The organism is Devosia indica (assembly GCF_003056405.1).
Taxonomy (GTDB): Bacteria; Pseudomonadota; Alphaproteobacteria; order Rhizobiales; family Devosiaceae; genus Devosia; species Devosia indica.
On record NZ_PYVZ01000001.1, the window covers coordinates 182,635 to 207,121 of the forward strand.

The following is a 24,487-nucleotide window of genomic DNA, read 5'->3' on the forward strand; positions in this document are numbered from 1 at the left end:
GAGAGGTCGGCACGAAGCGAGGCCGCCAGTGTCGTCAGGCCACCCGGGAAATATCGGGCACGGCGTCGAGCAGCATTTTGGTGTAGTCGGCCTGCGGATTGTCGAAGATGGCGTCGGTTGGGCCCTTTTCAACCAGCACACCATTATGCAGCACCCCGACCGCGCTCGACATCTGCCGCACCACTGCCAGGTTGTGGCTGATGAGCAGATAGGTCAGGCCGAATTCGTCCTGCAATTCCTGCATCAGGTCGAGCACCTGGGCCTGCACCGAAACGTCGAGCGCCGAGGTGGGCTCGTCGCAGACAATGAATTCGGGCTGGCTGGACAGGGCCCGGGCGATGGCGATGCGCTGGCGCTGGCCGCCGGAAAATTCATGCGGGAACTTGCGCATGACCGAGGGGTCCAGCCGCACCCGGGTCAGCAGTTCGGCCACGCGGTGGTCGACCTCGGTGCGGTTGCGGGCAAGGCCCAGGGTCCGCATCGGTTCGGCGATGATGTCGGCCACCCGCCAGCGAGGATTGAGGCTGGCATAGGGGTCCTGGAAGATCATCTGCACCCGCTTGCGCCGCTCCTTATGCCCGGCCCCTCCAGCCCAGATATCATGGCCATCGACCGTGATTTGCCCCGAGGAAGGACGCAGCAGACCGACAATCATCTTGGCGCAGGTGGATTTGCCCGATCCGCTTTCACCCACAAGGCCGAAGGTCTTGCCTTTTTCGATGGCGAAACTGACATCGTTGACGGCGCGGAACATCTCGACCTTGCCGGGCAGGAGCTTGAGGAAGCCACCGCCGCCGATCTCGAAGTCGCGCACCAGGTGCTTGACCTGCACATAGGCGCCGTCGTCATTGGCGGCCGCTTCAGGGGCCACATCACCGGCCTGGCGCTGGATGGTCGGGATCGAGTTGATCAGCTTGATCGTATAGGGCTCCTGCGGGCGGCGAATGATGTCGCCCACCGTGCCGGTTTCGACCACCGTGCCCTGATGCATCACCACCATGCGGTCGGCCGTCTGGGCAATGACACCCATATCGTGGGTGATCAGCATCACCGCCGCACCGTGATTGGCGCAGAGTTTCTTGAGCACCTTGATGATCTGGGCTTGCACCGACACGTCGAGCGCCGAGGTCGGCTCGTCGGCAATGATCAGTTCCGGTTCTGCCGCGATGGCCAGTGCGATGACGACGCGCTGGCGCATGCCGCCCGAGAACTGGTGCGGATAGCTCTCCATGCGCTCGGCCGCCTTGGGGATGCCGGCTTCGGTGAGCAGATCGATCGCCTTCTGGCGTGCTTCGGCCTCATTGAGCGGCAGATGCGTGCGGATGGTTTCGATCAGTTGCTCGCCGATGGTGTAGAGCGGGTTGAGGCTGGTGAGCGGGTCCTGGAAGACCATGCCGATGCGCCTGCCGCGCAGTTTGGCCTTGGCTTCTTCGGGCAGATTGTCGATCCGCTCGCCCTTGAGGCGGATTTCGCCGGATGCGATATGGCCGGGCGGCTCGATCAGGCCAATGACGGCCGAGCCGGTCATGGATTTGCCGGCTCCCGACTCGCCCACCACGCCGACCACTTCGCCGGGCATGATGTCGAAGCTGACCCCGCTGACCGCGCGGAAGACGTCGTTGCGGAAGGGGAATTCGACCACAAGGTCCTTGATGGAGAGTACTGGCTCGGTCATCAGCGCAACTTCGGGTTGAGGGCGTCACGCAGCCAGTCACCCAGAAGGTTGACCGACAGGGCGAGCAGAACAAGGGTGACCGCAGGGAAGAGCAGGATCCACCATTCGCCGGAGAACAGGAATTGCTGACCGATACGGATCAGCGTCCCGAGCGAGGGCTGGGTGGGCGGCACGCCGACACCGAGATAGGAGAGCGTGGCTTCCTCGATAATGGCCAGCGCCAGCCCGATGGTGCCGATGACCAGCACCGGGCCCATCACATTGGGCAGCACGTGGCGCAGCAGGATGATGAACGGGTTCACCCCCAGGATGCGGGCGGCGGATACATAATCCTTCTGCCGCTCGACCATGGTGGCGCCGCGCACGGTGCGGGCGAACTGCGCCCAGTTGGCCAGGCCGATGGCCAGGATCAGCACCCAGATGGCCGCGCCCTCCTGCTGGTTGGGCGGAATCAGGCCGCGGGCGACGCCGAAGATCAGCAACGCAATCAGGATGGCCGGAAAGCTCAGCTGCACATCGGCGACGCGCATGATGACGGCATCCCAGATACCACCCAGATAGCCGGCGACCAGACCAAGGCCGACCCCCATGACCATGGCGAACAGCGTGGCCGAGAAGCCGACAAAGAGCGAGACGCGCGAGCCATACATGATGGTCGAGAGCACATCGCGGCCCTGATTGTCGGTGCCCAGAATGAAGTAGCGCCCGGCAAAGGAATTCGAATTGGGCGGGGTGAAGCCGTCCATCAGGTTCAACGTGGCCGGATTGAACGGGTTGTAGGGGGCAATCCAGGGGGCGAGCACCGCCATCAGGATCAGCACCAGCGCTACGATCGAGGCGACGATGGTGACCGGCGAATGCCGGTAGGACCAGACGATGTCGGACTTGAGAAAGGTCCGCCAGCGCGACGTCTTGGCCGCCACGACGGGCTGCTCGGGGGAATGGGGCAGATCGGTCACCGACTACCTCCCGGATTTGGCGCCGTCGCGCAGGCGCGGATCGACGATGAAATAGAGAATATCAACGATGAGGTTGATGACCACGAAAACCAGCGCCACAAAGACGAGGTAGGCGGCCATGACCGGGACGTCGACGACGGCAACGGAGTTGACGAAGAGCGAGCCCACGCCAGGCCACTGGAAGACAGTTTCGGTGATGATGGCAAAGGCGATGACCGAACCCAGTTGCAGGCCGGTGATGGTGATGACCGGGACCATGGTGTTCTTGAGGGCATGGCCGAAATTGATCGCCCGCTGGCTCAAGCCACGGGCCTTGGCAAAGCGGATATAGTCCGTGCGCAGCACCTCGAGCATTTCGGCGCGCACCAGCCGCATGATCAGCGTTAGCTGGAACAGCGAGAGGGTAATGGCCGGAAGGATGATCGAGCGCAACCCGGATTCGGTGAGGAAACCGGTGCGCCACCAGCCCAGATCCACCACCTCGCCGCGCCCGAAGGAAGGCAGGACCTTGAGTTCGACCGCAAAGACATAGATCAGGCCAATGCCGATCAGGAAGGTGGGTAATGACACCCCGATCAGCGAGGCGGTCATGATGACGCCCGTGGAAAAGGCGCGGGGCCGGAGGGCAGTGTAGATACCCAGAACAACGCCGAGCACCAGGGCGATGCTGGCCGAGGCGAAGGCCAGTTCGATGGTGGCCGGCAGGCGCTCCATGATGAGCTGGCTCACCGGCTGCTGCAGCCGATAGGAGATGCCGAACTGGCCCTGCAGAGCATTGCCGACAAAGCTGAAGAACTGGATGTAGAAGGGCTCGTTGAGCCCCAGGCGCTCGCGCAGCGCCGCATGGTCGGCCAGCGTCGAATCCTGGCCCAGCATGGAGCTGACCGGATCGCCAACATAACGGAAGACCATGAAGGCGATGAAAGCCACCGCAAGCATGACGATAACGGACTGAAACAGCCGTCGCGCAATGAAGGCCAGCATACTGGGCCCCCCATAACTGAGAACCGCCGCGCGGGGTTCGACTCCGCGCGGCGGTTCAGGATTGCAGGACGCTTACTCGGCGAACACGACAGTGGTCATGTTGGGCTGGTTTTCCGGGTGCACCGGCAGGGTGATATCCTCGCGCATGGCATAGGCCAGCGTCTGGTTATGCACCGGCAGGAGCACGCGGTCGGCCTTCACCACTTCCCAGATCTCCGCAATGGTCGCATTGCGTGCTTCGAGGTCGGTTTCGGTGCCCAGCGAGATGATCTTCTCATCCAGTTCCGGGTTCGAGTAGCCGCCGACATTATATGTGCCGTGCGTTTCGTTCTTGGTGTGCACCAGATCGTTGAAGATATAGGCGCTGTCGAAGGTCGGAACGCCCCAGCCAAGCAGGTAGAAGTCGGTCTCATCGCCCAGGATGATCGGGCTGTGCTCAGCAATCGGGCGCGAGGCCAGCGTCACATCGATACCGATCTGACCCAACATACCGACATAGGCTGTGGAGATGGCTTCGTCATTGACGTAGCGGTTGTTCGGTGTGTCCAGGGTCACAGAGAACCCATCGGGGTAGCCGGCTTCAGCCAGCAGTTCCTTGGCGCGTTCCACATCGGGAGCGGGATACTGGTCGAGTTCCTCGGTCCAGCCATTGACGAAGGGCGGGGTTGCCACGCCGGTCGGGATGGAGTTGCCGCGCATCACCACCTGCTGGATGGCATCGCGATCAAGCGCCAGTTCCATGGCTTCGCGCACCAGCGGATTGTCGAACGGGTTGCTGTCGGTGATGTTGGAGGAGCGCAGCGGCTCGTCACCGAAGCGATAGCCGAAATAGATCACGCGGTTTTCCGGACCGGTTTCGACCTTGAAGCCGGGCGAATTCTGCAGGCGCTCAATATCCTGAACCGGGACGTCCTGAACGATATCGACGTCGCCCGAAAGAAGGGCAGCAATGCGGGTGGCATTGTCGGCGATCGGCAAATAGACGATCTCGGTTACCTCAGGCGCCTCGCCCCACCAGCCGTCGAAGACGGAGAGCACGGAGCGCACGTCGACCTCGCGCGAGGTCAGCATATAGGGGCCGGTGCCGTTAGTGTTGAGAACGGCATAGTTGGATTCGCCGGCGGCAAAATCCTGGACTTCCTGGACGTTGTTGGTTTCGGACCAGGTCTTGTCCATGATGAAGGTGTTGGTGACGTTGTTCGGGTAAAGCGGGCTCGGGCCGACCATCTGCACCTCGACGGTGTAGTCGTCCACGGCGCGCACTTCTGCCACTTCGGCATGAAGCTGCTTGAGATTGGAGCCTTCCGAGCGGGCGCGGTCGAGCGAAAACACCACGTCCTCGGCGGTGAAGTCAGCGCCGTCGTGGAACTTGACGCCTTCGCGCAGCTTGAACACCCAGACGGTCGGATCACCGTCCTTGACATACCATTCGGTTGCCAGGCGCGGGATCAGCGTGCCTTCGGTATCGCGCCACATCAGGGTTTCATAGATGTGATGGGCGAAAGTATGCGTGACGCCCTGGTTCTGCGAATGCGGATCCAGCGTGAGCGAATCGGACGAACGCGCCCAGCGGACCGTCTCGGCCTGGGCAACACCGGCGAGCATCGTCGAGGCGATCAGGACCGCCGCGATGCGGGTCAGTGAAGTGTGCATGAATAGTCTCCCGTTCCTTGAAAACGCCATCTCAATGGTTGCCCAAAGGTGGCTTGGGCGACACCAAAGCGTAGATTTAACAGGAGCGCAACGGGAATCGTTGACCGTTTGGTCAATGCTATCGCCGGTAAATTGGCAATCCACAGAAATGGACGGTTCCTGACTGATCCGTTCGGCTGGCTCTGCAGGCTCTTGACCCCTGCCCCGGCGCGGCCTCATCTGCGTGCATGATACAGTCCATCGCCACCATCGCCCTGGTCGTCGCCGACTACGAGGAGGCCATTGCATTCTACCGCGATACGGTCGGTTTCACGCTGCTCGAAGATACGCCGCTGGCACCTGGCAAGCGCTGGGTGGTGTTGGCGCCACCGGGCGGAGACGGTGCGCGCCTGTTGCTGGCAAAGGCCGATGGTCCAGACCAGGAGGCGGTAATCGGCAAGCAGACCGGGGGACGGGTCATGCTGTTTCTGCAAACCGACGATTTTGACCGCGACCACGCCCGCATGCAGGCCAATGGTGTGCGTTTTCTCGAAGAGCCACGGCGCGAGGCCTATGGCACGGTCGCCGTCTTTGTTGATCTTTACGGGAACAAATGGGACCTCATCGAACCGCAGCGTTGATTGGCCTGGCTCTGTTCTGCGTGAGCCCGGCCGCCGGACAACAGCCCGGCTGGCACCATTCCCCCTTGCCCGGAGAAGGCGACCGGGCCAGCATGGGCTGTGCGCGCGAGAGCAATGCGGATAATTTTGCCTGCCTTGTCGTCCGCTGCGAGGATGACTACGCGGTCGGCGTGCATGTCCATACGAGCCGCCCCTCAGGTGACCGCGGCACTTGGGAAATGACTCTGGATCGGGAAACAAGGCAGCTTGATGCCATTGCCGGCTCCTCGCCCTATGGCGCGCGTATGGATGACCTGGATGGCTGGCTTTTGGATGGATTGCGTCAAGGCACGTTTGTTTATCTGCGCCACAAAGCCGATATGGATGGGGCGTTCGCCTTTATCGACCTGTCCGGATCCTTCCGATCGATCGTAGAGGCCTTGCATTGGTGTGCGCCACGCGTGCCAACAGCCGAACAATTCGGGTCGGCAGACGTTGACCCACCAGAGAACAATGGAGAAGCACAATGAATCGTCGCCCCCTTGGCCGCAGCGAACTGGTGATCGAACCCTTGGTGCTGGGTGGTAATGTGTTTGGCTGGACGGTCGATGAAGCACGGGGCTTCGACGTTCTCGATGCCTATGTCGGCTCAGGGTTTTCCGCGATTGACACCGCCGAAGGTTACCCCAACTGGGTGCCGGGCAACCCGCCTGGCATGAGCGAGACGATCATCGGGAAGTGGCTGAAGGCACGGGGCAATCGGGACAAGGTGCATATTTTCACCAAGGTCAATTCGGGCAGGAAGCAGGGCGGGCTGAAGCCCGACGCGATCAAGGCAGGCATCGAAGCGTCTCTCAAAAGGCTGCAGACCGACAATGTCGATCTCTATTTCAGCCACTGGCCTGACGCCGACTCCAGCCACGAGGAGACGCTGGAGACCTATGACACCTTGATCCGGGCGGGCAAGGTGCGGGTCATTGGCGCCTCGAACTACAGCGCCGACATGATGCGGGAAGCGCAACAGACCGCGATCGTCAAATCGCTGCAACGTTACGAGGTGACCCAGCCGCGCTACAATCTCTACGACCGCGCCGAATTCGATGCGCTCCGCCCCTATCTCATCGAGAACGAGGTCGGCTCGATTGTCTATTACAGTCTCGCCTCGGGCTTTCTGACAGGCAAGTATCGCAGTCAGGATGATCTGGGACAGTCGGCGCGAGGCAGCGGGGCCGGACAATACCTCAACGCCAAGGGCCTGAGCATTCTGGGCGCGCTCGATCAGGTTGCCGCCGAAACGGACGCAACGCCTGCCGAGGTGGCCCTGGCCTGGCTGGTGGCTCAACCCGGTGTGAGCGCACCGATTGCCTCAGCCACCTCGGTCGAACAGGTCGAGAGCTTGGCGCGCGGGGTGCGCCTCAAGCTAAGCGCAGAAGCAGAAAAACTGCTGAACGATAGCGGGCGGTGAACGGCAAATGGGCCGCACGGCGCAAAACAGCAAAAGCGCTACAGATTGAGCCCTAAAAAATTGAACAGCGCCTCAGACTTGACGACAGATCGCGATTACTGGCATTGCGAGGTGAAGTTGTCGCAAAGCTGCGGAGCGATACTCAGCCGGGCCGGTCCTGAACCAGAATACACTATCTATTGGCCGCAGGCTCGTCTTGTCCCGGCAGGAGTCCTGTCAAGATGTCTTCAGATTTGGAGCCGACGCGCGACGTGTTTGTTGCCGGCCGGCGCGGCGTTCGCCACACGGGCGTGCGGCGTGCCAATGAAAAGACCGTGCTCACGGTCGTCGCCTTTAATTCGGGCGCCTCGAATGCCGAGATCTCGCGCTTATCAGGCCTGGCGCCGCAGACGGTATCCGCCATTCTGATCGATCTTGAGCGGGAGGGACTGATTGTACGTGGGCCGGTTTTGCGGGGTAGGCGCGGACAACCCGCCACACCGATTCTTCTGCATGAGAATGGGGGCTTTGCAATCGGCGTGGAGATCGGCTGGCGGCATCTTGATGTCGTGCTGATCAATATGCATGCCGACATCCTGCAGCACCACCATGAAGACCACGCCTATCCCGACGCCACCTCGCTGTTCGACCGTATCGGCAGCGTTGTCGAGACGTTCCGCCGTACCTTGCCGCAGCACCATCGGTCGCGGCTGCTCGATATCGGCCTGGCCATACCCGGTTCGCTGACCACTGATCTGGACCTTTTCAATGCGCCGCCCGAGCAGGTGAAGCGGTGGCGCGAGATCGACCCTGTCGCCGAGCTAGCGGGGCGCAGCGGACTTGAGATCACCCAGATCAATGACGGCAATGCCGGATGCTGGGCCGAACTGATTGCGCTAGCGCCGCCGCGACCGGCCAATGTCGTCTTTCTGATGGTTTCGCAATTGCTGCTGGCCGGCATGGTGAGCGATGGGATGCTGTGGGAAGGCGCGACCGGCCACGCCGTCGATCTGGGCTCTGGACTCGTCCACGTGAACGGCAGAGCGCCGCAATTGGCGCACCAGGTCGCCTCGCTCTTCGCCCTGCGCGCCCGGCTCGCCGCCGCGGGCTTTACAGAGGCTGAAGGGCCGGTGGCGAACTGGGACCTAGTCGCAATGGCGCCCCATGTCGAGGCATGGGTTGGGGAGGCGGCACAAGCCTTGGCGCAGGTGGTCCACAATGCCAGCATGATCCTTGAGCAGCCGCTGGTGGTCCTTGATACCGAGCTGGGCGCTGGGATTGGGGCCAAGTTGGCGGAGCGCCTGCAAGTCGAAATGGGCCGGTTCGCGACACGCGGCTTCAAGCAGCCCCGCGTTGTCAATGGCCAGCATGGCAAGCTGTCTCCTGCCATTGGCGCTGCAGAATTGCCGCTCTACAGGCGCTACTTTTGAACCTTGGTTGCGGCCCGTGCCGGTTCCAGCGCATCACGCAGCCGGGCGCTGGGGATCAGTACGACCGTATGATGCGGCGCAATGCGGTGCTCCTCGCCAGTGCGGGGATTGCGACCAATCCGCTCGGCGCGGGAACGCACATCCAGCGTTCCAAACCCACTTAGCTTGACTGACTCGCCACGTTTTAGGGCATCACCGATCAACTCGAACATGCGTTCGCCGATCTGGACAGCATCGTGACGCGACAGGCCCGTCGCGTCGGCGACGCTTTCCCCTAACATGGCTCGGGTGACTGTTTTATCCACTCCAAACCTCCTCGCCCCATTAAATTCATAGGAGGAAGATAAACGGCTGTCCAGTGCCGCACGCGATCACAAAAAACATGATCCTGCGCTTCAGGATAAATTGACATTTTTTAGAATGGTTATAAGCTAGCGGCAACGTTCATGAGGGCCATCAGCCCAAAAGTGCTCGCGCGACGCAGCAGAAAGGCTTCCAGTGAGACTGACCCGCCAATCCAACTATGCCATCCGTACGCTGGTCTATTGCGCTGTCAACGAGCCGGGTTTGAGCCGGGTGGCCGAAATCGCGCGCGCGTATGGCATTTCGGAATTGTTTCTATTCAAGCTGATCAAGCCGCTGGTGGAAAACGGGCTGCTGCAAACCGTGCGCGGGCGGCATGGCGGCATCAAGCTGGGCAAGCCCGCCCAGGATATTACCCTGCTTGAAACCATCCGGCTGACCGAAGAGAATTTCGCGCTGGCGGAATGCTTCGAGGACGGCTCGGACTGCCCCTTGATCGGCGAATGCGATCTCAATGGGGCGCTGCGCGAAGCGCTGGGCGCGTTTTTCGAGGTGCTGAACCGGCACACCATTGCTGATCTGGCCAGCAAGAAGCGCTCGATCCGCGAAAGGCTCGGTCTGACGGCAGACGAGGCCGTCAACGCGGCCTGACCGAAAATCTGATAACAAAACTCAAATATGAGTTTGACAATCATGTTTTAGCATGGTTGATTGCGTCCATGGCGCTGTGACCCCTTGGGGCCTGTGGGTCTGAGCGCCAGAACATGACGGGGCTTGCTGCTACCGTCTCCCCGGGCCGGCTAGGATCCTCAACGTCCTGGCCGGCCTCTTTGCCTTCCCTTGATTGATCTGCGTCCGCCCCTGTGCTCTATCCGGGGCCGAATGCTTCCGGACACAACATGGCCCAGCCTCCCCTACTTTCTCTACAGAATATCCAGCTCACCTTTGGCGGCACGCGGCTGCTTGAAGCGGCAGAGCTGATCGTTTCACCCGGCCAACGCATCGCACTGGTCGGTCGCAATGGGTCTGGCAAGTCGACGCTGCTCAAGATCGCGTCGGGTGAGGTTACCCCTGACAAGGGCGCACGCTTCGTCGAGCCCAGTGCCACGCTGCGCTACCTGCCGCAGGAACCGGACCTTTCGGCCTATGCAACGACGCTGGCCTATGTCGAGGCGGGCCTCGGGCCAGGCGATGACGAATATCGCGCGCAGTACCTATTGAGCTCGCTGGGACTCACCGGCGCGGAAGACCCCAAAAAGCTGTCGGGCGGGGAAGGCCGCCGCGCGGCGCTGGCCCGCGTGCTGGCGCCCAAGCCCGATGTTCTGCTGCTCGACGAGCCGACCAACCATCTCGACCTTCCCGCTATCGAGTGGCTGCAGGCCGAGCTGGATTCGCTGCGTTCGGCCCTGGTGCTGATCAGCCACGACCGGCGCTTCCTCAGCGACTTGACGCGCGCCACCGTCTGGCTGGACCGAGGCGTGACGCGCCGCCTCGACAAGGGGTTTTCTCATTTCGAGGGCTGGCGCGACCAAGTGCTGGAAGAAGAGGAACGCGACCGCCACAAGCTCGACCGCCAGATCGTGCGCGAGGAGCATTGGCTGCGCTATGGCGTCACCGCGCGGCGCAAGCGCAATGTCGGCCGGCTCGAAAGGCTGGCCGGTTTGCGGCAGGACCGGCGCGAGCAAAGACGCGTGACAGGTTCGGTCAACATGCAGGTGAGCGAGGGACGCACCTCGGGCGCGCTGGTGGTCGAGGCGGAGAATATTTCCAAGTCCTACGGGCCGCGCGTCATCGTCGGGGATTTTTCGACGCGCGTTCTGCGCGGCGACCGGATTGGTATTGTCGGCCCCAATGGTGCCGGCAAGACCACGCTGATCAAGATGCTGACCGGCCTCGACAAGCCGGACAGCGGCAAGATCAAACTGGGCTCGGCGCTAGAACTGGCGATGCTCGATCAGGGTCGCGCGAAGTTGCATCCCGAAACGCGCCTCAAGGAAGCGCTGACCGGGGGTGGCTCGGATACCTTGCAGATCAACGGCCAGCCCAAGCATGTCGTTGGCTACATGAAGGACTTCCTGTTCGGCCCCGAGCAGGCCAACACCCCGATCGGCAAACTGTCGGGTGGCGAGCGCGCCCGCGTGGCGCTGGCCCGGGCGCTGGCCTTGCCCTCCAATTTCCTGGTGTTGGACGAGCCGACCAACGATCTCGACCTCGAAACCCTCGACCTGCTCGAGGAAATGGTTTCGGACTATGCCGGAACGGTCATCGTGGTCAGCCATGACCGCGACTTCCTAGACCGCGTTGCCACTTCGGTGATCATCGCCGAGGGGGAAGGGGTCTGGACCGAATATGCCGGCGGCTATTCCGACATGGTGATCCAGCGCGGCGAGGGCGTCACCGCCCGCGAACCGGCCCTCAAGGCGCATCGCGCGGGCAAGACCAGCCTGACCCAGACATCACTGGCGACCTCGGCAGCCGCTCCCAAGCGCAAACTGAGTTTCAAGGAAAAGCACGCTCTCGAAACCCTGCCCAAGGACATCGAGAAACTCGATAGCGAGATTGACGCGCTCAACACGGCGCTGGCGGAGGCCAATTTCTACACCCGTGACCCCGCTGGCTTCGCGGCCAAGTCCAAAGCGCTGGAAGCCGCCGTCGCCCGAAAGGCGAAGGCTGAGGAACAGTGGCTGGAGCTAGAAATGCTGCGCGAGGAACTAGAGGGCTCCTGACTCGCCTCAGTCCTGCCAGTCAAAAACCGGCTGAGCCATGAACTGCAGACCTTCGGTTTCCCCGGCAATACGGCGAAGCAGCAGGCTACCCAGATTGCGGCCCGCAGCGACAAAATCTTCCGGCACGGTTTCAGCTCCCGGCTGGAACTGGGCGAACATCGAGGAGGATTGCTTGGTCACGACATGGGCGGTCTTGCCCACCACTAGCCCCGCATCTGTCAATCCGCCAGTTACCGCCAGGGCCGAAACTTCCGAAGCGCAGACATAACCATCAGGCCCGTCGGGCCGCTTGGCGCGCTTGATGACATAGTTGCGGATGGCATCGGTCGGGCTGCCCAGATTGACGTCCGCGGCAAACTCGAAGGTGATACCGGCCTCGCGGGCAGCCCGTTCCATGCCGGCTTTCAAATGCTCGGTATAGGTGAGCGCGCTTTCGGGCAGGATGATCGAGACCTTGCGGCAGCCTTTCGCGGCCAGGCGCAGCGTCGCGCCGTAGGCATAGGCCTCATTGTCGTAATCGGCAAAGGGGTGCGCCTCCGGCCACCGGCTGCGGCCATGACTGACAAACGGAAAGTCATTGTCGAGCAGGAAGCGGATGCGCTCGTCGAAGGCCTCGGCCTTGGAAAAGATCACGCCATCGGCCATGCGGTTACGCACGATGTGCTGGATCGGCTCAATGGGTTCCACATTGCGGAATAGTGGCGTTATGACCAGGTGATAGCTGGTGTTGCGCAGCGCCTCGGTAATGCCGGTCACAAGGCTGGTGCCGAAGCCATAGATCTGTTCGTCTGGCTCGAGGATGAGCGAGATGACATTGGTGCGGCCGGTCTTGAGGCGCAGGGCCGCCCGATCCGGCATATAGCCGATCTCAGCAGCGATCTTCTGGACGCGGTCACGCGTTTCCTGAGCTAATTCGGGTGCATTATTCAGGGCGCGAGAAATGGTTGTGACCGCCAACCCCGTCATTTGTGCGATGGTCTTGAGCGTGGGCTTGCCCGATGGCTTTGCGCCCCGCTTGCCGCGCGAGGCGGGCGGTACTTCTTCCTGCGACACCAATGTTCCCCTCAGACCCGCCGGAAACCGGCGGGGACGCCTAATCGGCAAAGAACATCAGATTGCGGGGTTCGAAGCAAGACGCATACACTTGTGTTTTAATATGAGCGCTGTTATCAGAATTTTATGGGTCGAGGCTTTTCGGGCAGGGTTTTGCGCGATTATCGGCAAATACGCATAAAGGTGCACTGGCAAAACCCGACCGCGTTCCCTATTTTGCCATTGCGCCGCCGCAATGGCGTGCCAATCAAGCGTCCAACACCCGCAAGGAGAGGAATGACGATGACGACATCGAAGACCTTCACGATCCATGCCATGTGTTCGACCGTAGTAACCTGCATGCGAATTTCCAAACGCTGGCAAGGGTCCTGTCGCGCAAAACGAATGTGATCTGATCCGTCACATCCTCGTCTCACAAAACCGATAGACCCCGCGCTGCCAGTCCCCGGATCACCTTCAAAATGAAGGAATCCGTGTTGGACGGACGCGCAAGTGGAGTTTCCACCCATGCAGGAAAATAATCTGAACAGGGCCGAAAAGCTCAGGCCCATTGTGATTGAAGTTGCCGGAGAACCGCAGGGCGTGGTTGTACCGGATGCTGAAGGCTACAGGTTCGTGGCGGTCAAGTTGCCGGCCTTTGCCATGGACGGCAGGCACTTCCCCTCTGTCGAGACCGCCCATCTGGCGATCAGTCGCGCCGTAGCGGACGGCGAGGCCGCATAACAAAGCCGGTGGCACGACCACCGGCTTTTTCGTTTCCGGACCGAAAGCTTAGCCCTCAATCGTCATTGGTTGCGTTCAACTCCGAAGGCCGACGCCCTTCTGCCATTGGTAATTCCGGATCGAGGGCGGCCTCTACCGCCGAGGCCAGCGCATCGACATCTACCCGTGAAGCGCCGGAAGCTGCCTGTCGTTCCAGTTCGGATGCCAGGGCCGTGATGATTGCCTGATGCCGCAGTTCTGCGCTATCCCTAGCCATTCCCATCAATCGAAATCCCCTGCTCATCAACCCGCACCTCTATGCCCGGCTGGGCCTGTTGCTGCTGATAGGTATAGATGCCAAAGGCGACCAATGCGATAACCAGAATGGCGATCACGCCGTAGAGGCTGTTGCGGGACAAGGGTATCTCCTGACGCTTGAATAGACTTGGCTCAACGCATAAGGTCCCTAAACGGTTCAATCCTCTGCAATGCGGCGCAGCGCCATGACAAAAGCAGTGACACCGATGCCGACAGAACTCGAATTATCGATCACCACAGGCTCGACATCGGCGGGCAGAGCTGCCCCTTCGCGTGCAAGGCGCGCGACGATCTGGTCGCGGTTTTCGCGCCCCCGCTTGGACAGGCGCGCGGCGCGAAGGGAAATCTCAGCGGAAATCTGGATGACCCGGCAAAGCGGATATTTGGCAATCGCCTCGGGCACCGCATGGCGCGAGATATTGGCAATGACCACGCGGCCCAGCGCCAGATCGGTATCGACACCAATGGGCAGAGCATAGTCCAGCCCGTGGGCCTGCCAGGTCAGGGCGAACCGGCCGGCTTTCCTGGCCCGGACGAAGTCATCGCGCTCAAGGCTGATATGGTCCTCTAGATCAATATCGGCGGGCCTGGTCACCAGCCGTCGCACGAAGCTGAAGCGCTTGTCGCCGTCAAGCGCTTGGCGGGCGCCGCCGATCAGCGTGTCCTTGCCGACCCCGGAAGGACCGATAACCAGCACCAGCACTCCAGGAGGACGTTCGCTCAACTCACACGCAGTCCTTCACGCCAGACGCCCCGCACCACGGGCAGAGGCGCCTGCGCTGCAACCCGCACCAGATCGGCCCGCTTGCCCGTCATGATTTCTCCCCGATCATCGAGCCCGGCCGCGCGCGCCGGATTGACCGTTACAGTCGCTAGTGCGGCCGGCAAGGCAAGACCTTCAATGCGCTGCGGCAGCAGGAAGACGGCCTGCAACAGGGCAAAGGGTACATAGTCGGAGCTGAGAATGTCCAGCAGGCCTGCTTCTACCAGATCGGTGGCCGAAATATTGCCCGAATGGGATTTGCCGCGTACCACATTGGGGGCGCCCATCAAAATCGCCAGCCCCGCTTCATGCGCGGCGGACGCCGCTTCGAGCGTGGTAGGGAATTCGGCGATGGCCACCCCGTCCGCCTCGGCCTCCTCAACATGGGCCAGGGTCGCATCGTCATGGCTGGCCAGGGCAATCCCCATGGCGCGTGCACGTGACACGATCGCCTGCCGATTGGGGGCAGAATAACGCTTGTGTTCGGCCAGGCGCGCATCAAGGTAAGATTGCAATTCCTCGGGGCTACGGCCCATCTGCTTGGCATAGAAACGCTTATAGGCATCAAGCGAACGGAATTGGCGCTGGCCCGGCGTGTGGTCCATGACCGAGGCAAGCCGCGTCGTCGGATGGTTTGCCAGCGCGTCGAAGTGATCGACCACATCGTGGCTGGGCAATTCGCAGCGCAGATGAATGAAATGCTCGGCCCTTAGCCAGCCGCCGGCGCCACCGGCCCTGACGGCATCAACCAGATGCCGGGCATGCGAAAGCATGTCAGGCAGGTCTATATCCGAGCCGATACGCACAGCGTCAAATACAGTGGTGATACCCGAGCCGGCGATCTGTGCATCATGGGCATGGAGCGCGGCCAGCGGATCCCAGAAGACGCCCGGGCGCGGCCGATAATGGTTCTCCAGATGGTCGGTGTGCAATTCGACCAGTCCGGGAATGAGAAAGTCGCCCTCGATATCGTCGCCCACACGACTGGACCCGGCGTCGATCTCGGCAATCCTGCCATCGCGCACCACCAGGCAACCCCGGATTACTTCGTCGGGCAGGACAATCTGCGCATTGGAAAAGACCGTTTCGGACACTGGCCTCAGCCTCGCAAAGGAAAATCGGCGATGCGGTCGAAGGGCAACTTGTTCTCTTTCTCATGGAACAGGGTCAGCCGATCGAGCGTGACCGGATCGTTGAGAATCGGCCCGAACCAGGTTTGCGCGGCCTGCAACACTTCATCGTGCTCAGCCGGTGAAAGGCGGTCGGTCAGGGTCATGTGGAAACGGAACTGATCAAAGACATAGGGATAGCCATAGGCGTCCAGCAGTTCTTCCTGGCGTGGCGTCAGGCCCCGGGCCGCCCGTTCGGCGCGGTCACGCGGCTTGAGCGGCGCCCGGAAAGGGTCGAAACGCTCCACCACGGTGGCAGCGAAATCCTGCAGTTGCGTATTGTTCGCCTCTTCAGGCATCAAGGCCAGAAAGCCGTCGAGCGAAGCGATCCGCAGCTTACCCAGGGGCACGGTCGGCAACTCGCCTGCCGCTTCCTTCATCGCGGCGCGCAGGCTCTCTTCACTCCGCCCCGACGCAAGCGCCATTGGCGGCTTGAGCGTAGCGTGGAAACCATAGCGGCCGGCAGACTGGGTGAGATTGAGCAGGCGGGTCCGCTCCATTCCGGCAACGGCGCCATCATAGGACACCCCGGAGGCAGGGTCGCGGCCAAGCCAGAGCGCAGCGCGCTCCCAGAGAAGGTCGGTCACCGCGGGGGCGTAGTAAATTGCGAATCTCTGCGACATGGGACCTCCTGAACGCGGAGCTAATGGACCTATATGGCGGGCGTTTGACAAGTCGCGGGACTGGACAAACGCGTTTCCGGTGGCGACAAGGTGCCATCCGGCAACCCAGAAGACAGCAATCCCATGGACCGCTCCCTGCTCGAACGCCTGTTTCGCCAAGCCGTTGCACAGGCGCAGCCGGCCTTGGCGGTCGAACGGCATTTGCCAGCGCCACCCAAGGGCCGCACCGTGGTGGTCGGGGCCGGCAAGGCTTCGGCGCAGATGGCAAAAGCATTCGAGTCGGCCTGGTCCGGCGACATCTCCGGCCTGGTGGTCACGCGCTATGGCTATGCAGAGGCCTGTGAACGCATCGAGATTGTTGAGGCTGCCCATCCGGTTCCCGATCACGCCGGGCAGATGGCAGCGCGCAGACTGCTTGAACTGGTTTCCGGGCTGACTGCAAATGATCTGGTAGTGGCCCTGATTTCGGGCGGTGGCTCTTCCCTGCTGCCCGCCCCCGCACCGGGCCTGGACCTCGAAGATGAACAGGCGATCAATCGGGCGCTGCTGGCTTCGGGAGCGCCGATCGGGGTGATGAACCTGATCCGCAACCAGTTTTCGACAATCAAGGGCGGGCGCCTCGCCGCAGCCGCAGCGCCGGCGCGGGTGGCAACGCTGGTGGTGTCCGATGTGCCGGGCGATGATCCGGCGCTGGTGGCCTCCGGTCCCACGCTGCCGCTGTCCGGGGGACGGGCCGAGGCGCGCCGGCTGGCAGCGCTCTACCGTCTCGATCTGCCCGAAGCGGCACGGCGCCTGCTGGAGAGTGAAGACAATCTGCCGCCTGAACCAAGCGACCCAGGCTTTTCCGGCAACAGCGTCGCCACCATTGCCTCAGCGGCCTTGTCGCTGGAGGCTGCCGCCGATATGGCGCGGCAAGCCGGTATCCAAGCGGCCATCCTGTCCGATTCCATTGAGGGTGAAGCGCGTGATGTCGCGCAGGTGCATGCGGCGCTGGGCAGGGAAATTGCGGCACGTGACCGCCCGTTTGCCAAGCCCGTGCTGTTGCTGTCAGGCGGCGAAACGACCGTGACGCTGCGCGGCAAGGGGCGCGGCGGCCGCAATGGCGAATTCATGCTTTCGCTCGCCATTGCGCTGGACGGGGTCGACGGGATTTCGGCATTGGCCGGCGATACCGACGGCATTGACGGTTCGGAAGACAATGCCGGCGCCTTTGTCGACGGCACGACAGCGCGGCGCATGCGCGAAGCTGGTATCGACCCGCAGGCGGCGCTGGCCAGTAATGATGCCTATACAGCCTTCGGGGCCATCGGCGACCTCTTCGTCACCGGCCCGACCGGAACCAATGTGAATGACTTCCGCGCCATTCTCATTCGTTGAATCTGCCTTTTGACCGTCGCCTTGGCGTGCCATGCTGTCATCGAATTGAGGGAGGCAGGCATGGCACGTGTAACCGGCATTGGCGGCATCTTCTTTCGGTCCCGCGACACCAAGGCGCTGGGGCAATGGTACGAGACCCATCTGGGGATCGCTGAGTTCTGGACCCAGCAGGCGGGCTTCACCGTCTTTTCGCCCTTCCAGCAAAGCAGCGACTATTTCCCCTCTGACAAACAGTGGATGATCAATCTGCGCGTCGATGATCTGGACGGGATGATAGCGCAACTCAAGGCGGCAGGCATTGCCATCGAAACACGGCCGGATGAATGGGACAGTGACGAAACCGGGCGGTTTGCCCGGATTCACGACCCCGAGGGCAATCCCATCGAGCTGTGGGAGCCGCCCCCACCGGCACCCACCGCATAAAAATCATACTTTTATCACTTTGAGGTCTTGGCAGGTGCTGGCAAGACCTGCTCTATAGCCGCGTTTTTGCTGCAGGGGGAGTTCTGGCATGGCCAAGCGCAAGATCGCCATTATCGGCGTGGGCAAGATCGCGGTGGACCAGCACATACCGGTGATCGAGGCCTCCGAGGATTTCGAGCTGGCCGCGACCGTCTCCTCGCGTGGCGTGGCGCATGGCGACCTGCCGGTGTTTCGCACGCCAGCCGAACTCTATTCGTCCATGCCGGAAGTTGGTCTGGTGTCGATCTGCACGCCCCCCGGCGTGCGCCATGCGCTGGTGCGCGAGGCGCTTGATGCCGGCAAGGACGTGATGATGGAAAAGCCGCCGACCACCACGATTTCGGAGCTGGACGACATCATAGCACATGCCGCACGGCTCGACCGCGTACTGTTCCAGACCTGGCACAGCCAGTACAATGCCGCGGTGGATCGCGCCAAGGCGATCCTGTTCGAACAGGGCGTCAGCAAGGTGCGCATTGATTGGCGCGAAAGCGTGCGCAAGTGGCATCCGGGCCAGGACTGGGTCTGGGAGCCCGGCGGTTTCGGCGTGTGCGACCCCGGTATCAACGCCTATTCGATCTTCACCAAGATCATGCCGTTCCCGGTTTTTGTCGAAAGCGCGCGGCTGATCTTCCCCGCCAACCGGCAGACACCGGTGGATGTGGAGGTCCAGTTCAAGTCTGGCCAGGCGCACCGCCCCGACATGTCATCGGGGTTCAACTGGCTGGAGGAAAACGGAGAAATCTGGACCATTCAGGTCACCACAGGCACCGGCGACGATCTCAAGCTCGAACGCGGTGGCCGCACCTTGCGCATCAATGGCGAGGTGGTGCTCGAACATGGCGACGAAGAATATGCCGGCATTTATGATCGCTTCGCAGATCTGCTCGACGCCCGCGCATCTGATGTCGACGCTGCTCCGCTCAAGCTGATGAGCGACGTGTTCTTCCTTGGTGCCCGCGAGAATGGCCCTGACTTTGAGTGGTAGGCACTAGAGCGGTCTTGTCGTTTCGTTGAAACGCCAAATACCGTCCCAAGTCCACGTGTTGTCGCGTTTCCGCACCGCAAACCGTTGTGGCTTTTTCCGAGAACGCTCTAATCCTGCGGCTCGGTGATCCGGGCAGGGCGGGGTTGCTGCCGCGTCTTGCGGTTGGTGTACCAGCGGATCCGGATACCCTTGGCGATCAGGCGCAGCGCTTCGAAATGAATGCTCGCCGTGACCTTGAAGGTCATCAGCGGGTGGGTCACGAAAAGGCGCATCAGCTTGGCGTCGGTCAGTTCCTGACGGTCCCCTGTGAAGGCGGCATAAAGCAGGGGCTGATCGTCCTGGGTCTCGTTGATCGCGATACGCACCTTGTCGCCCGGCGGGGTCAGGTGGAATTCGTAGCGGCAATCCATGTCGATGAAAGGCGACACATAGAACGCCTTGTCTGCCGCCTGCGCGGCACTGGCGGGCAGCACATAGCTATGACGCTCACGGAAGGTGTTGTGCACTTCGTAAATTGTGGCCAGAGGCCGGCCCGATGCGTCGTCGCAGAACCAGACGGTGAGCGGATTGAACACATAGCCCAGAATGCGCGGATAGCACAGCAGGCGCACCCGGCTCGCCGGGCCCAGCCCCTCGCCTGCCAGTTTCTGGTTGACCCAGTCGCGCAAGGGCAAGTCGCCCCCATGGTCGGCGTCGCGGAACGAGAACAAGGCCCGGCGGTTGTGGCCGAACCATTTCAACCGGTTCAGCGCAGGCAATTCATCGAGATCAATGAGGAACGAAAAGACCCGGTAGCGCAGATAGTGCTTTTTCGGGCGGTGCCGCTGATGCACCACGTGGCCCACATAGATGGCCGAGTTCAGGTTCATGCCACCAGCGCCGCCTCGGCAGGGGCAAGCGTGATCCGCCCCGAGGGATTGGGCACGGTCCAGGGGCGCGGCAGAGACCCCATGGCCTCGGCAGCGGCGAGGCCGGACTGCAATCCATCCTCGTGAAAGCCGCGACCGAAGTGGGCGCCTGCAAAAAAGGTACGGTTCTGCCCCTGGATCTGCCAGAGATTGTCCTGGGCATGTATCGCCGCACTGTCGAACAGGGGGTGGGTATATTCGAAGCGCGCAATTTCCTGCTGCGGGTCGGCCGGCGGATTGAGCGTGACGAACAGATCGCGTCCCTCAAGGCTCTGCAGACGGTTCATCCAGTAACTCACGCAAAGCTGATTCTCGGACGAAATGTGATCGGTCGAGATGTAGTTCCAGCAACACCAAACCTTGCGGCGGCGCGGCATATAGGTCGCATCGGCGTGCAACACGGCCGTGTTCGTGGTATAGGAGAAGGCCCCGAGCAACTCGCGTTCCCGTGCACTGGGCGCATCGAGCATGGACAAAGCCTGATCGGCATGAGTGGCGATCAAAATAGCATCGAATTGATCCACTTGGCCGGTGCGGGCGGTGATAGTGACACCGGCGGCGTCACGGACCACCTTGGCGACGGGCGTGGCAAGTCGAAGCTGACCGGCAAAGTCCTGCAGCAGAGCCCCCACATAGGCCAGGCTACCTCCAGCGACGGTGCGCCAATTTGGGCGTTCCCACAATTGCAGCAGCCCGTGGCTTTCAAAGAAGCGGACAAAAGCAAACAGGGGATAGGCACGAATATCTTCTGCCTTGGACGACCAGATCGCCGCCGCCATGGGCAGCAGATGTCCCTCCACGAAGGAGCGTGAATAGCGTTGAGCCCGCAGATACTCATCCAGCGTCAGGCCGCGCATGTCGGGCTGAAGCAGCGCCTTGGGTGCTTCACGATAAAAGCGCAGCAGATCGCGAAACAGGCTCCAGAAGCGCGGACGGAAGGCATTGCGGCGCTGCGCCAACATGCCCGAAAGCCCCTCTCCGCAATATTCGAACGTTCCGCGGTCAAGCGAAGCGGCAAAAGACATTTCGGTGGGAATGCTGCCGACACCAAGATGGGCCAACATGGCCTGGAAGTTGGGGTAGTTCTTGTCGTTGTAAACGATAAAGCCCGTATCGACCGGACCGGTGCCGGGCACGTCGATTGTGTTGGCATGACCGCCAGGGCGATCATCGGCCTCATAGAGGACAACATCATGGCTTTTGGATAGCAACCACGCCGCTGACAGGCCAGAAACGCCGCTGCCAACAACTGCGATACGCTGACGCGTGGCGGGCGAGCCTGAAAATCCTGTGGCAGCGTGATACATGCTTTATGTCCTGAGTGTTTGATTTTTATACGTCTGCGCCGCGAGCATGGATCAACCACGTGGCGATTTTTTTCGTAAGGGGGCTATGAACGTTTTTTTGTATCGCACCATGATCCATCCGACGCAGGCCGGCGTATTTCGGTCATGTCACTTGCGATTTACCCACTTACCGGACCATGCGAGGATGCTGTCAGACCACAGCGCCGCCGCCTTGCCGTGCCCGCGCCAGAACAGGGCCAGAATCGCATGACGCACCGGACAGACGCCGCCGCACCACCAACCGAGACCGGCGCACAAATCGTGGCGATCGCTGCCCGCGCGGACATGGCGGCTTTCGAAGCATTGTTCAAGGATTTCAGCCCGCGCGTACGCGCCTATCTGCTCAAGCTGACCCGCGACGGCCAAGCCGCCGAGGACCTGATGCAGGAGACCATGCTGGCGATCTGGCGCAAGGCTGGGCAATTCGATCCGGAACGCGGCCAGGCTTCGGCCTGGATCTTCACCATCGCCCGCAATATCTGGATCGATGCCTGGCGCAAGCAGAAACGACCGGCCTTTGATCCAGACGATCCGGCACTAGTGCCGCCGGCCGAACCCGGCGCGCCGGACCTGCTGGAACGAAAGCAGAGTGGCGCGGCGCTGCATGAGGCGCTCAAGACCCTGCCGCAAGAACAGGTGGAGCTGATCCGCCTCTCCTTTTTCGACGAAGACTCGCACAGCACCATCGCCGCCCGCACCGGGCTTCCGATCGGAACCGTGAAATCACGCATCAGACTGGCCTTCGGACGCCTTCGCGCGGCGCTGGAGGAATTGAAATGACCATTCATCACCATCTCAACGACGACCTGCTTCTCGACTATGCCGCTGGCACACTTTCCGAAGGGTGGTCGCTTGCCGTTGCCTGCCACCTGGCCATGTGCCCGCAATGCCGCGACCAACTGGCGCTGGCCGAAGCCACTGGCGGCGCGCTGCTTGAAGAGCTCGCGCCAGTCGAGGGGCCTGCCGATAGCTGGGAGGCCTTGAAGACCCGGCTGGCTGCAGCGCCACAGGACAAGGCGGCACCGGTTGCGCGGCCCGCCAGCGCTACTATCCCCGAGCCGCTGCGCAGCTATCTGGGCGGTGATCTCGACACCATCAAATGGCGCAATCTGGGCAATGCCAAGCAGGTGCTGATCAAAACCGGCGACCCGACCACGCAAGCCCGGCTGCTGTGCATTGCCGCTGGCAAGCCGGTGCCGGAGCACAGTCATGGCGGGCGCGAGCTGACCGTGGTGCTCAAGGGCAGCTTTCACGACGAGGTCGACCGCTTCGGTCCCGGCGATATCGAGGATGCCGATGGCTCGCTGACCCATCAACCGGTGGCGGACAAGGACCAGGATTGCATCTGCCTGGCCATTACCGATGCACCGCTGAAATTCTCCAGCCGTCTTGTGCGCTTGGTGCAGCCTATTCTGGGAATCTGAGGAGGGGATATGTTCGGCTTTTCACTGCTGACGGTGCTGGCGGCCTATGGCGGTACGGCGCTGGTGTTCTTCGGGATCGATTTCCTCTGGCTCACCGTATTGGGCATCGGCTTTTACCGGGCCGAGATCGGCGATCTGCTGCTCGAGCAGCCGAACCTGTTGCCGGCGGCGCTGTTCTACCTGTTTTATGTCGCCGGGCTTGTCGGCTTTGCCATTCTGCCCGCACTCAATGCCGGAAGCTGGGTCTGGGCGCTGCTGGCCGGGGTGGCGCTGGGGCTGTTGGCCTATGGCACCTATGACATGACGAACCTCTCGACCCTCAAGGGCTGGAGCCTGCAAATCAGCCTGATCGACCTGGCCTGGGGCGGGTTCCTGTCGGGCATTTCGGCCCTGGCCGGATATTGGGTCGCGAAACTCACGACTTAGCCCCGCATCCGCGCGGTAATCGCAAACGCCAGCCAGTGCGGCAACACGCCGAGGAGTTTGAGCGGCCAGATCAGGCGGCGGGGGAAGGCGGTTTCAAACCCCTTGCCGTCGAGCCCCTTGAGGATGCGGTCGGCGGCCTGTTCCGGCTCCATCAGGCCCGGCATGGCGAAATCATTCTTGTCAGTGAGCGGGGTGCGGACAAAGCCGGGGGTGACCAGGCGCACATCGACCTGCGGCCAAAGCTCGCTGCGCAGCGACTGGGCCAGGTTGACGATGCCGGCCTTGGTGGCCGAATAGACCTGGCCGTTGGGCAGGCCGAAAATGGCGGCGGCTGAGCCGAACAGCACCAATTGCCCGCCATAGCGGATATGCTGCGCACCAATCTGGGCGATGTTGAAGGTGCCGGTCAGATTGACCGCGAACACTTTTGCCGCCTGGTCCGGATCGGCCTTGGAGAGCGCGCCGGGATTGTAGATGGCGGCGGTGGAGACGATGCGGTCGAACGGGCCATGCTGGCCGGCGGCCTCAACCAGGCTGTCCCGGTCGATGGCGTCGGCGACGACGGCCTGATGGCCGGGGCCGATGCGCGCAAGCGCGGCATCGAGCGCATCGCGGTTGCGGCCGGAGATGACCAGCTGGGCGCCGCGCGCCGCATAGGCCTTGGCCATGGCCTCGCCAATGCCGCTCGACCCGCCGATGATCCAGATTTTTTCGTTGCTCGCCACTGCGTTGGGCTCCTGTCTTGTGCCTGTAAGGAGATACGCAGGCGTGGCGGGGATGGATGCAATGAACGGGGAAGAAATGTGGGGGCGTGCGGAGATGGCCGCAGGCAGGGAATGCCTGAGGGGGTGGGCCTTCTTGTACGGCCGAGCGCTTCGAGCGCCCCTGCCACTCGACCATAGGTCTCGTGGCCTTCTCGCCTAAATTCTCCCCACCGGGGAGAATTTGCTCTTCGAGCGGCCAAGCCATTCAAGCATAGCTCTCATGGCCTTCTTGGCTTGCCCGGCTCCACTGGAGCCGCGCATTTGCTTCGCAAACCGCCCGCGAAGAGGGCAGATCCGGAGACAGATTGCGTCTCGGATATTTTTTATGAGACGAAACCTGTCTCCGGAGCCGGATTTCTATTGGATTTGTCGTCCCCATTGATCGCTCGTC

27 protein-coding genes are annotated in these 24,487 nt (G+C 61.9%); 13 read left to right on the top strand and 14 right to left on the bottom strand.

Translation table 11 applies throughout. The features are described 5' to 3' along the window. Positions 1 to 34: 34 nt before the first annotated feature. The 4 genes from DDE76_RS00835 to DDE76_RS00850 all read right to left on the bottom strand — a co-directional run bounded on the left by DDE76_RS00835 (position 35) and on the right by DDE76_RS00850 (position 5,271). Positions 35 to 1,675 carry an ABC transporter ATP-binding protein gene (locus DDE76_RS00835; protein WP_104892352.1) on the bottom strand — a complete coding sequence of 547 codons (1,641 nt, stop codon included), beginning with the start codon at positions 1,673 to 1,675 and terminating at the stop codon, positions 35 to 37. Continuing rightward, positions 1,675 to 2,634 carry an ABC transporter permease gene (locus DDE76_RS00840; RefSeq protein ID WP_198650788.1) on the bottom strand — a complete coding sequence of 320 codons (960 nt, stop codon included), beginning with the start codon at positions 2,632 to 2,634 and terminating at the stop codon, positions 1,675 to 1,677. The genes DDE76_RS00835 and DDE76_RS00840 overlap by 1 nt, the downstream gene beginning before the upstream one ends. Positions 2,635 to 2,637: 3 nt before the next feature. Further along, the gene (locus DDE76_RS00845; protein ID WP_104892353.1) at positions 2,638 to 3,618 is read right to left on the bottom strand and encodes an ABC transporter permease; all 981 of its coding nucleotides are present in this window, start codon (positions 3,616 to 3,618) and stop codon (positions 2,638 to 2,640) included. A 72-nt stretch (positions 3,619 to 3,690) separates the two neighbouring features. Beyond that, positions 3,691 to 5,271, bottom strand: a complete 1,581-nt coding sequence (locus DDE76_RS00850; RefSeq protein WP_104892354.1) for an ABC transporter substrate-binding protein — start codon at positions 5,269 to 5,271, stop codon at positions 3,691 to 3,693. Positions 5,272 to 5,498: 227 nt separating this feature from the next. On the opposite strand from DDE76_RS00850, the gene DDE76_RS00855 reads away from it, so the two are divergent. From DDE76_RS00855 to DDE76_RS00870, 4 genes are all read left to right on the top strand, one after another. Then, entirely contained in the window at positions 5,499 to 5,891 is a 393-nt protein-coding gene (locus tag DDE76_RS00855) for a VOC family protein (protein WP_104892355.1), read from the top strand. Then, complete coding sequence (locus tag DDE76_RS00860) at positions 5,888 to 6,400, top strand: hypothetical protein (protein WP_104892356.1); 513 nt, start codon at positions 5,888 to 5,890, stop codon at positions 6,398 to 6,400. The genes DDE76_RS00855 and DDE76_RS00860 overlap by 4 nt, the downstream gene beginning before the upstream one ends. Further along, positions 6,397 to 7,335, top strand: coding sequence for an aldo/keto reductase (locus tag DDE76_RS00865; protein WP_104892357.1), 939 nt, complete (start codon positions 6,397 to 6,399; stop codon positions 7,333 to 7,335). The genes DDE76_RS00860 and DDE76_RS00865 overlap by 4 nt, the downstream gene beginning before the upstream one ends. Positions 7,336 to 7,556: 221 nt before the next feature. Then, entirely contained in the window at positions 7,557 to 8,744 is a 1,188-nt protein-coding gene (locus DDE76_RS00870; RefSeq protein WP_104892358.1) for an ROK family transcriptional regulator, read from the top strand. On the opposite strand, the gene DDE76_RS00875 is transcribed toward DDE76_RS00870, so the two are convergent. Then, a complete protein-coding gene (locus DDE76_RS00875; protein ID WP_245891752.1) occupies positions 8,735 to 9,049 on the bottom strand; it encodes an integration host factor subunit alpha in 315 nt (104 codons plus the stop codon). The two genes, DDE76_RS00870 and DDE76_RS00875, sit on opposite strands and share 10 nt — an antisense overlap. A gap of 193 nt (positions 9,050 to 9,242) precedes the next feature. Here DDE76_RS00875 and rirA point away from each other — a divergent pair, with 193 nt between their 5' ends. Next, entirely contained in the window at positions 9,243 to 9,698 is a 456-nt protein-coding gene (gene rirA, locus DDE76_RS00880) for an iron-responsive transcriptional regulator RirA (RefSeq protein ID WP_104892360.1), read from the top strand. Between the two features lie 248 nt (positions 9,699 to 9,946). Continuing rightward, positions 9,947 to 11,773 carry an ABC-F family ATP-binding cassette domain-containing protein gene (locus DDE76_RS00885; protein WP_104892361.1) on the top strand — a complete coding sequence of 609 codons (1,827 nt, stop codon included), beginning with the start codon at positions 9,947 to 9,949 and terminating at the stop codon, positions 11,771 to 11,773. 6 nt (positions 11,774 to 11,779) lie between these two features. Here the strand turns inward: DDE76_RS00885 and DDE76_RS00890 are convergent, their stop codons facing one another. After that, positions 11,780 to 12,826: a LacI family transcriptional regulator gene (locus DDE76_RS00890; RefSeq protein WP_245891753.1), complete on the bottom strand. Its 1,047-nt coding sequence runs from the start codon at positions 12,824 to 12,826 to the stop codon at positions 11,780 to 11,782. 507 nt (positions 12,827 to 13,333) lie between these two features. On the opposite strand from DDE76_RS00890, the gene DDE76_RS00900 reads away from it, so the two are divergent. Beyond that, complete coding sequence (locus tag DDE76_RS00900; protein WP_104892363.1) at positions 13,334 to 13,549, top strand: hypothetical protein; 216 nt, start codon at positions 13,334 to 13,336, stop codon at positions 13,547 to 13,549. Between the two features lie 55 nt (positions 13,550 to 13,604). Here DDE76_RS00900 and DDE76_RS19810 read toward each other — a convergent pair whose 3' ends face one another. From DDE76_RS19810 to DDE76_RS00920, 5 genes are read right to left on the bottom strand one after another with little or no spacing between them, the layout of a single operon-like run. Then, complete coding sequence (locus DDE76_RS19810) at positions 13,605 to 13,805, bottom strand: hypothetical protein (protein ID WP_104892364.1); 201 nt, start codon at positions 13,803 to 13,805, stop codon at positions 13,605 to 13,607. Further along, positions 13,798 to 13,947: a hypothetical protein gene (locus tag DDE76_RS19455; protein ID WP_157291017.1), complete on the bottom strand. Its 150-nt coding sequence runs from the start codon at positions 13,945 to 13,947 to the stop codon at positions 13,798 to 13,800. Before DDE76_RS19455 ends, DDE76_RS19810 begins: the two co-directional genes overlap by 8 nt. A gap of 56 nt (positions 13,948 to 14,003) precedes the next feature. Then, a complete protein-coding gene (phnN, locus tag DDE76_RS00910) occupies positions 14,004 to 14,570 on the bottom strand; it encodes a phosphonate metabolism protein/1,5-bisphosphokinase (PRPP-forming) PhnN (RefSeq protein WP_104892365.1) in 567 nt (188 codons plus the stop codon). Continuing rightward, positions 14,567 to 15,703 (bottom strand): alpha-D-ribose 1-methylphosphonate 5-triphosphate diphosphatase, encoded by a 1,137-nt coding sequence (locus tag DDE76_RS00915; RefSeq protein ID WP_104892366.1) that lies wholly within the window; start codon positions 15,701 to 15,703, stop codon positions 14,567 to 14,569. The genes phnN and DDE76_RS00915 overlap by 4 nt, the downstream gene beginning before the upstream one ends. 5 nt (positions 15,704 to 15,708) lie before the next feature. Continuing rightward, the gene (locus tag DDE76_RS00920) at positions 15,709 to 16,401 is read right to left on the bottom strand and encodes a DUF1045 domain-containing protein (protein ID WP_157955600.1); all 693 of its coding nucleotides are present in this window, start codon (positions 16,399 to 16,401) and stop codon (positions 15,709 to 15,711) included. A 123-nt stretch (positions 16,402 to 16,524) separates the two neighbouring features. Between DDE76_RS00920 and DDE76_RS00925 the strand changes: the two genes are divergently transcribed. The 3 genes from DDE76_RS00925 to DDE76_RS00935 all read left to right on the top strand — a co-directional run bounded on the left by DDE76_RS00925 (position 16,525) and on the right by DDE76_RS00935 (position 19,228). Then, on the top strand, positions 16,525 to 17,778 hold the full coding sequence (locus DDE76_RS00925; protein ID WP_104892367.1) for a glycerate kinase type-2 family protein: 1,254 nt from the start codon (positions 16,525 to 16,527) through the stop codon (positions 17,776 to 17,778). Positions 17,779 to 17,838: 60 nt separating this feature from the next. Then, a complete protein-coding gene (locus DDE76_RS00930) occupies positions 17,839 to 18,201 on the top strand; it encodes a VOC family protein (RefSeq protein ID WP_104892368.1) in 363 nt (120 codons plus the stop codon). 88 nt (positions 18,202 to 18,289) lie between these two features. Continuing rightward, on the top strand, positions 18,290 to 19,228 hold the full coding sequence (locus DDE76_RS00935; RefSeq protein WP_104892369.1) for a Gfo/Idh/MocA family protein: 939 nt from the start codon (positions 18,290 to 18,292) through the stop codon (positions 19,226 to 19,228). 107 nt (positions 19,229 to 19,335) lie between these two features. Here the strand turns inward: DDE76_RS00935 and DDE76_RS00940 are convergent, their stop codons facing one another. Next, the gene (locus tag DDE76_RS00940) at positions 19,336 to 20,097 is read right to left on the bottom strand and encodes a DUF1365 domain-containing protein (RefSeq protein ID WP_104892370.1); all 762 of its coding nucleotides are present in this window, start codon (positions 20,095 to 20,097) and stop codon (positions 19,336 to 19,338) included. Next, positions 20,094 to 21,443, bottom strand: coding sequence for an NAD(P)/FAD-dependent oxidoreductase (locus tag DDE76_RS00945; RefSeq protein ID WP_104892371.1), 1,350 nt, complete (start codon positions 21,441 to 21,443; stop codon positions 20,094 to 20,096). Before DDE76_RS00945 ends, DDE76_RS00940 begins: the two co-directional genes overlap by 4 nt. A 246-nt stretch (positions 21,444 to 21,689) precedes the next feature. On the opposite strand from DDE76_RS00945, the gene DDE76_RS00950 reads away from it, so the two are divergent. The 3 genes from DDE76_RS00950 to DDE76_RS00960 are packed head-to-tail and all read left to right on the top strand — an operon-like array spanning position 21,690 to position 23,332. Beyond that, complete coding sequence (locus tag DDE76_RS00950; RefSeq protein ID WP_245891754.1) at positions 21,690 to 22,262, top strand: sigma-70 family RNA polymerase sigma factor; 573 nt, start codon at positions 21,690 to 21,692, stop codon at positions 22,260 to 22,262. Continuing rightward, positions 22,259 to 22,906 carry a ChrR family anti-sigma-E factor gene (locus DDE76_RS00955; protein WP_104892372.1) on the top strand — a complete coding sequence of 216 codons (648 nt, stop codon included), beginning with the start codon at positions 22,259 to 22,261 and terminating at the stop codon, positions 22,904 to 22,906. Before DDE76_RS00950 ends, DDE76_RS00955 begins: the two co-directional genes overlap by 4 nt. Before the next feature lie 9 nt (positions 22,907 to 22,915). Next, a complete protein-coding gene (locus DDE76_RS00960; RefSeq protein WP_198650789.1) occupies positions 22,916 to 23,332 on the top strand; it encodes a DUF2177 family protein in 417 nt (138 codons plus the stop codon). Here the strand turns inward: DDE76_RS00960 and DDE76_RS00965 are convergent. Beyond that, a complete protein-coding gene (locus tag DDE76_RS00965; RefSeq protein WP_104892373.1) occupies positions 23,329 to 24,057 on the bottom strand; it encodes an SDR family NAD(P)-dependent oxidoreductase in 729 nt (242 codons plus the stop codon). The two genes, DDE76_RS00960 and DDE76_RS00965, sit on opposite strands and share 4 nt — an antisense overlap. Positions 24,058 to 24,487: the final 430 nt, after the last annotated feature.

Bases quoted from the DNA above. Each gene is read 5' to 3' on its own strand.
- DDE76_RS00835 (WP_104892352.1), bottom strand. From the start codon at position 1,675: ATGACCGAGCCAGTACTCTCCATCAAGGACCTTGTGGTCGAATTCCCC.
- DDE76_RS00845 (WP_104892353.1), bottom strand. From the start codon at position 3,618: ATGCTGGCCTTCATTGCGCGACGGCTGTTTCAGTCCGTTATCGTCATG.
- DDE76_RS00850 (WP_104892354.1), bottom strand. From the start codon at position 5,271: ATGCACACTTCACTGACCCGCATCGCGGCGGTCCTGATCGCCTCGACG.
- DDE76_RS00855 (WP_104892355.1), top strand. From the start codon at position 5,499: ATGATACAGTCCATCGCCACCATCGCCCTGGTCGTCGCCGACTACGAG.
- DDE76_RS00865 (WP_104892357.1), top strand. From the start codon at position 6,397: ATGAATCGTCGCCCCCTTGGCCGCAGCGAACTGGTGATCGAACCCTTG.
- DDE76_RS00870 (WP_104892358.1), top strand. From the start codon at position 7,557: ATGTCTTCAGATTTGGAGCCGACGCGCGACGTGTTTGTTGCCGGCCGG.
- DDE76_RS00885 (WP_104892361.1), top strand. From the start codon at position 9,947: ATGGCCCAGCCTCCCCTACTTTCTCTACAGAATATCCAGCTCACCTTT.
- DDE76_RS00900 (WP_104892363.1), top strand. From the start codon at position 13,334: ATGCAGGAAAATAATCTGAACAGGGCCGAAAAGCTCAGGCCCATTGTG.
- DDE76_RS19810 (WP_104892364.1), bottom strand. From the start codon at position 13,805: ATGGCTAGGGATAGCGCAGAACTGCGGCATCAGGCAATCATCACGGCC.
- DDE76_RS00920 (WP_157955600.1), bottom strand. From the start codon at position 16,401: ATGTCGCAGAGATTCGCAATTTACTACGCCCCCGCGGTGACCGACCTT.
- DDE76_RS00925 (WP_104892367.1), top strand. From the start codon at position 16,525: ATGGACCGCTCCCTGCTCGAACGCCTGTTTCGCCAAGCCGTTGCACAG.
- DDE76_RS00930 (WP_104892368.1), top strand. From the start codon at position 17,839: ATGGCACGTGTAACCGGCATTGGCGGCATCTTCTTTCGGTCCCGCGAC.
- DDE76_RS00935 (WP_104892369.1), top strand. From the start codon at position 18,290: ATGGCCAAGCGCAAGATCGCCATTATCGGCGTGGGCAAGATCGCGGTG.
- DDE76_RS00940 (WP_104892370.1), bottom strand. From the start codon at position 20,097: ATGAACCTGAACTCGGCCATCTATGTGGGCCACGTGGTGCATCAGCGG.
- DDE76_RS00945 (WP_104892371.1), bottom strand. From the start codon at position 21,443: ATGTATCACGCTGCCACAGGATTTTCAGGCTCGCCCGCCACGCGTCAG.
- DDE76_RS00950 (WP_245891754.1), top strand. From the start codon at position 21,690: ATGACGCACCGGACAGACGCCGCCGCACCACCAACCGAGACCGGCGCA.
- DDE76_RS00955 (WP_104892372.1), top strand. From the start codon at position 22,259: ATGACCATTCATCACCATCTCAACGACGACCTGCTTCTCGACTATGCC.
- DDE76_RS00960 (WP_198650789.1), top strand. From the start codon at position 22,916: ATGTTCGGCTTTTCACTGCTGACGGTGCTGGCGGCCTATGGCGGTACG.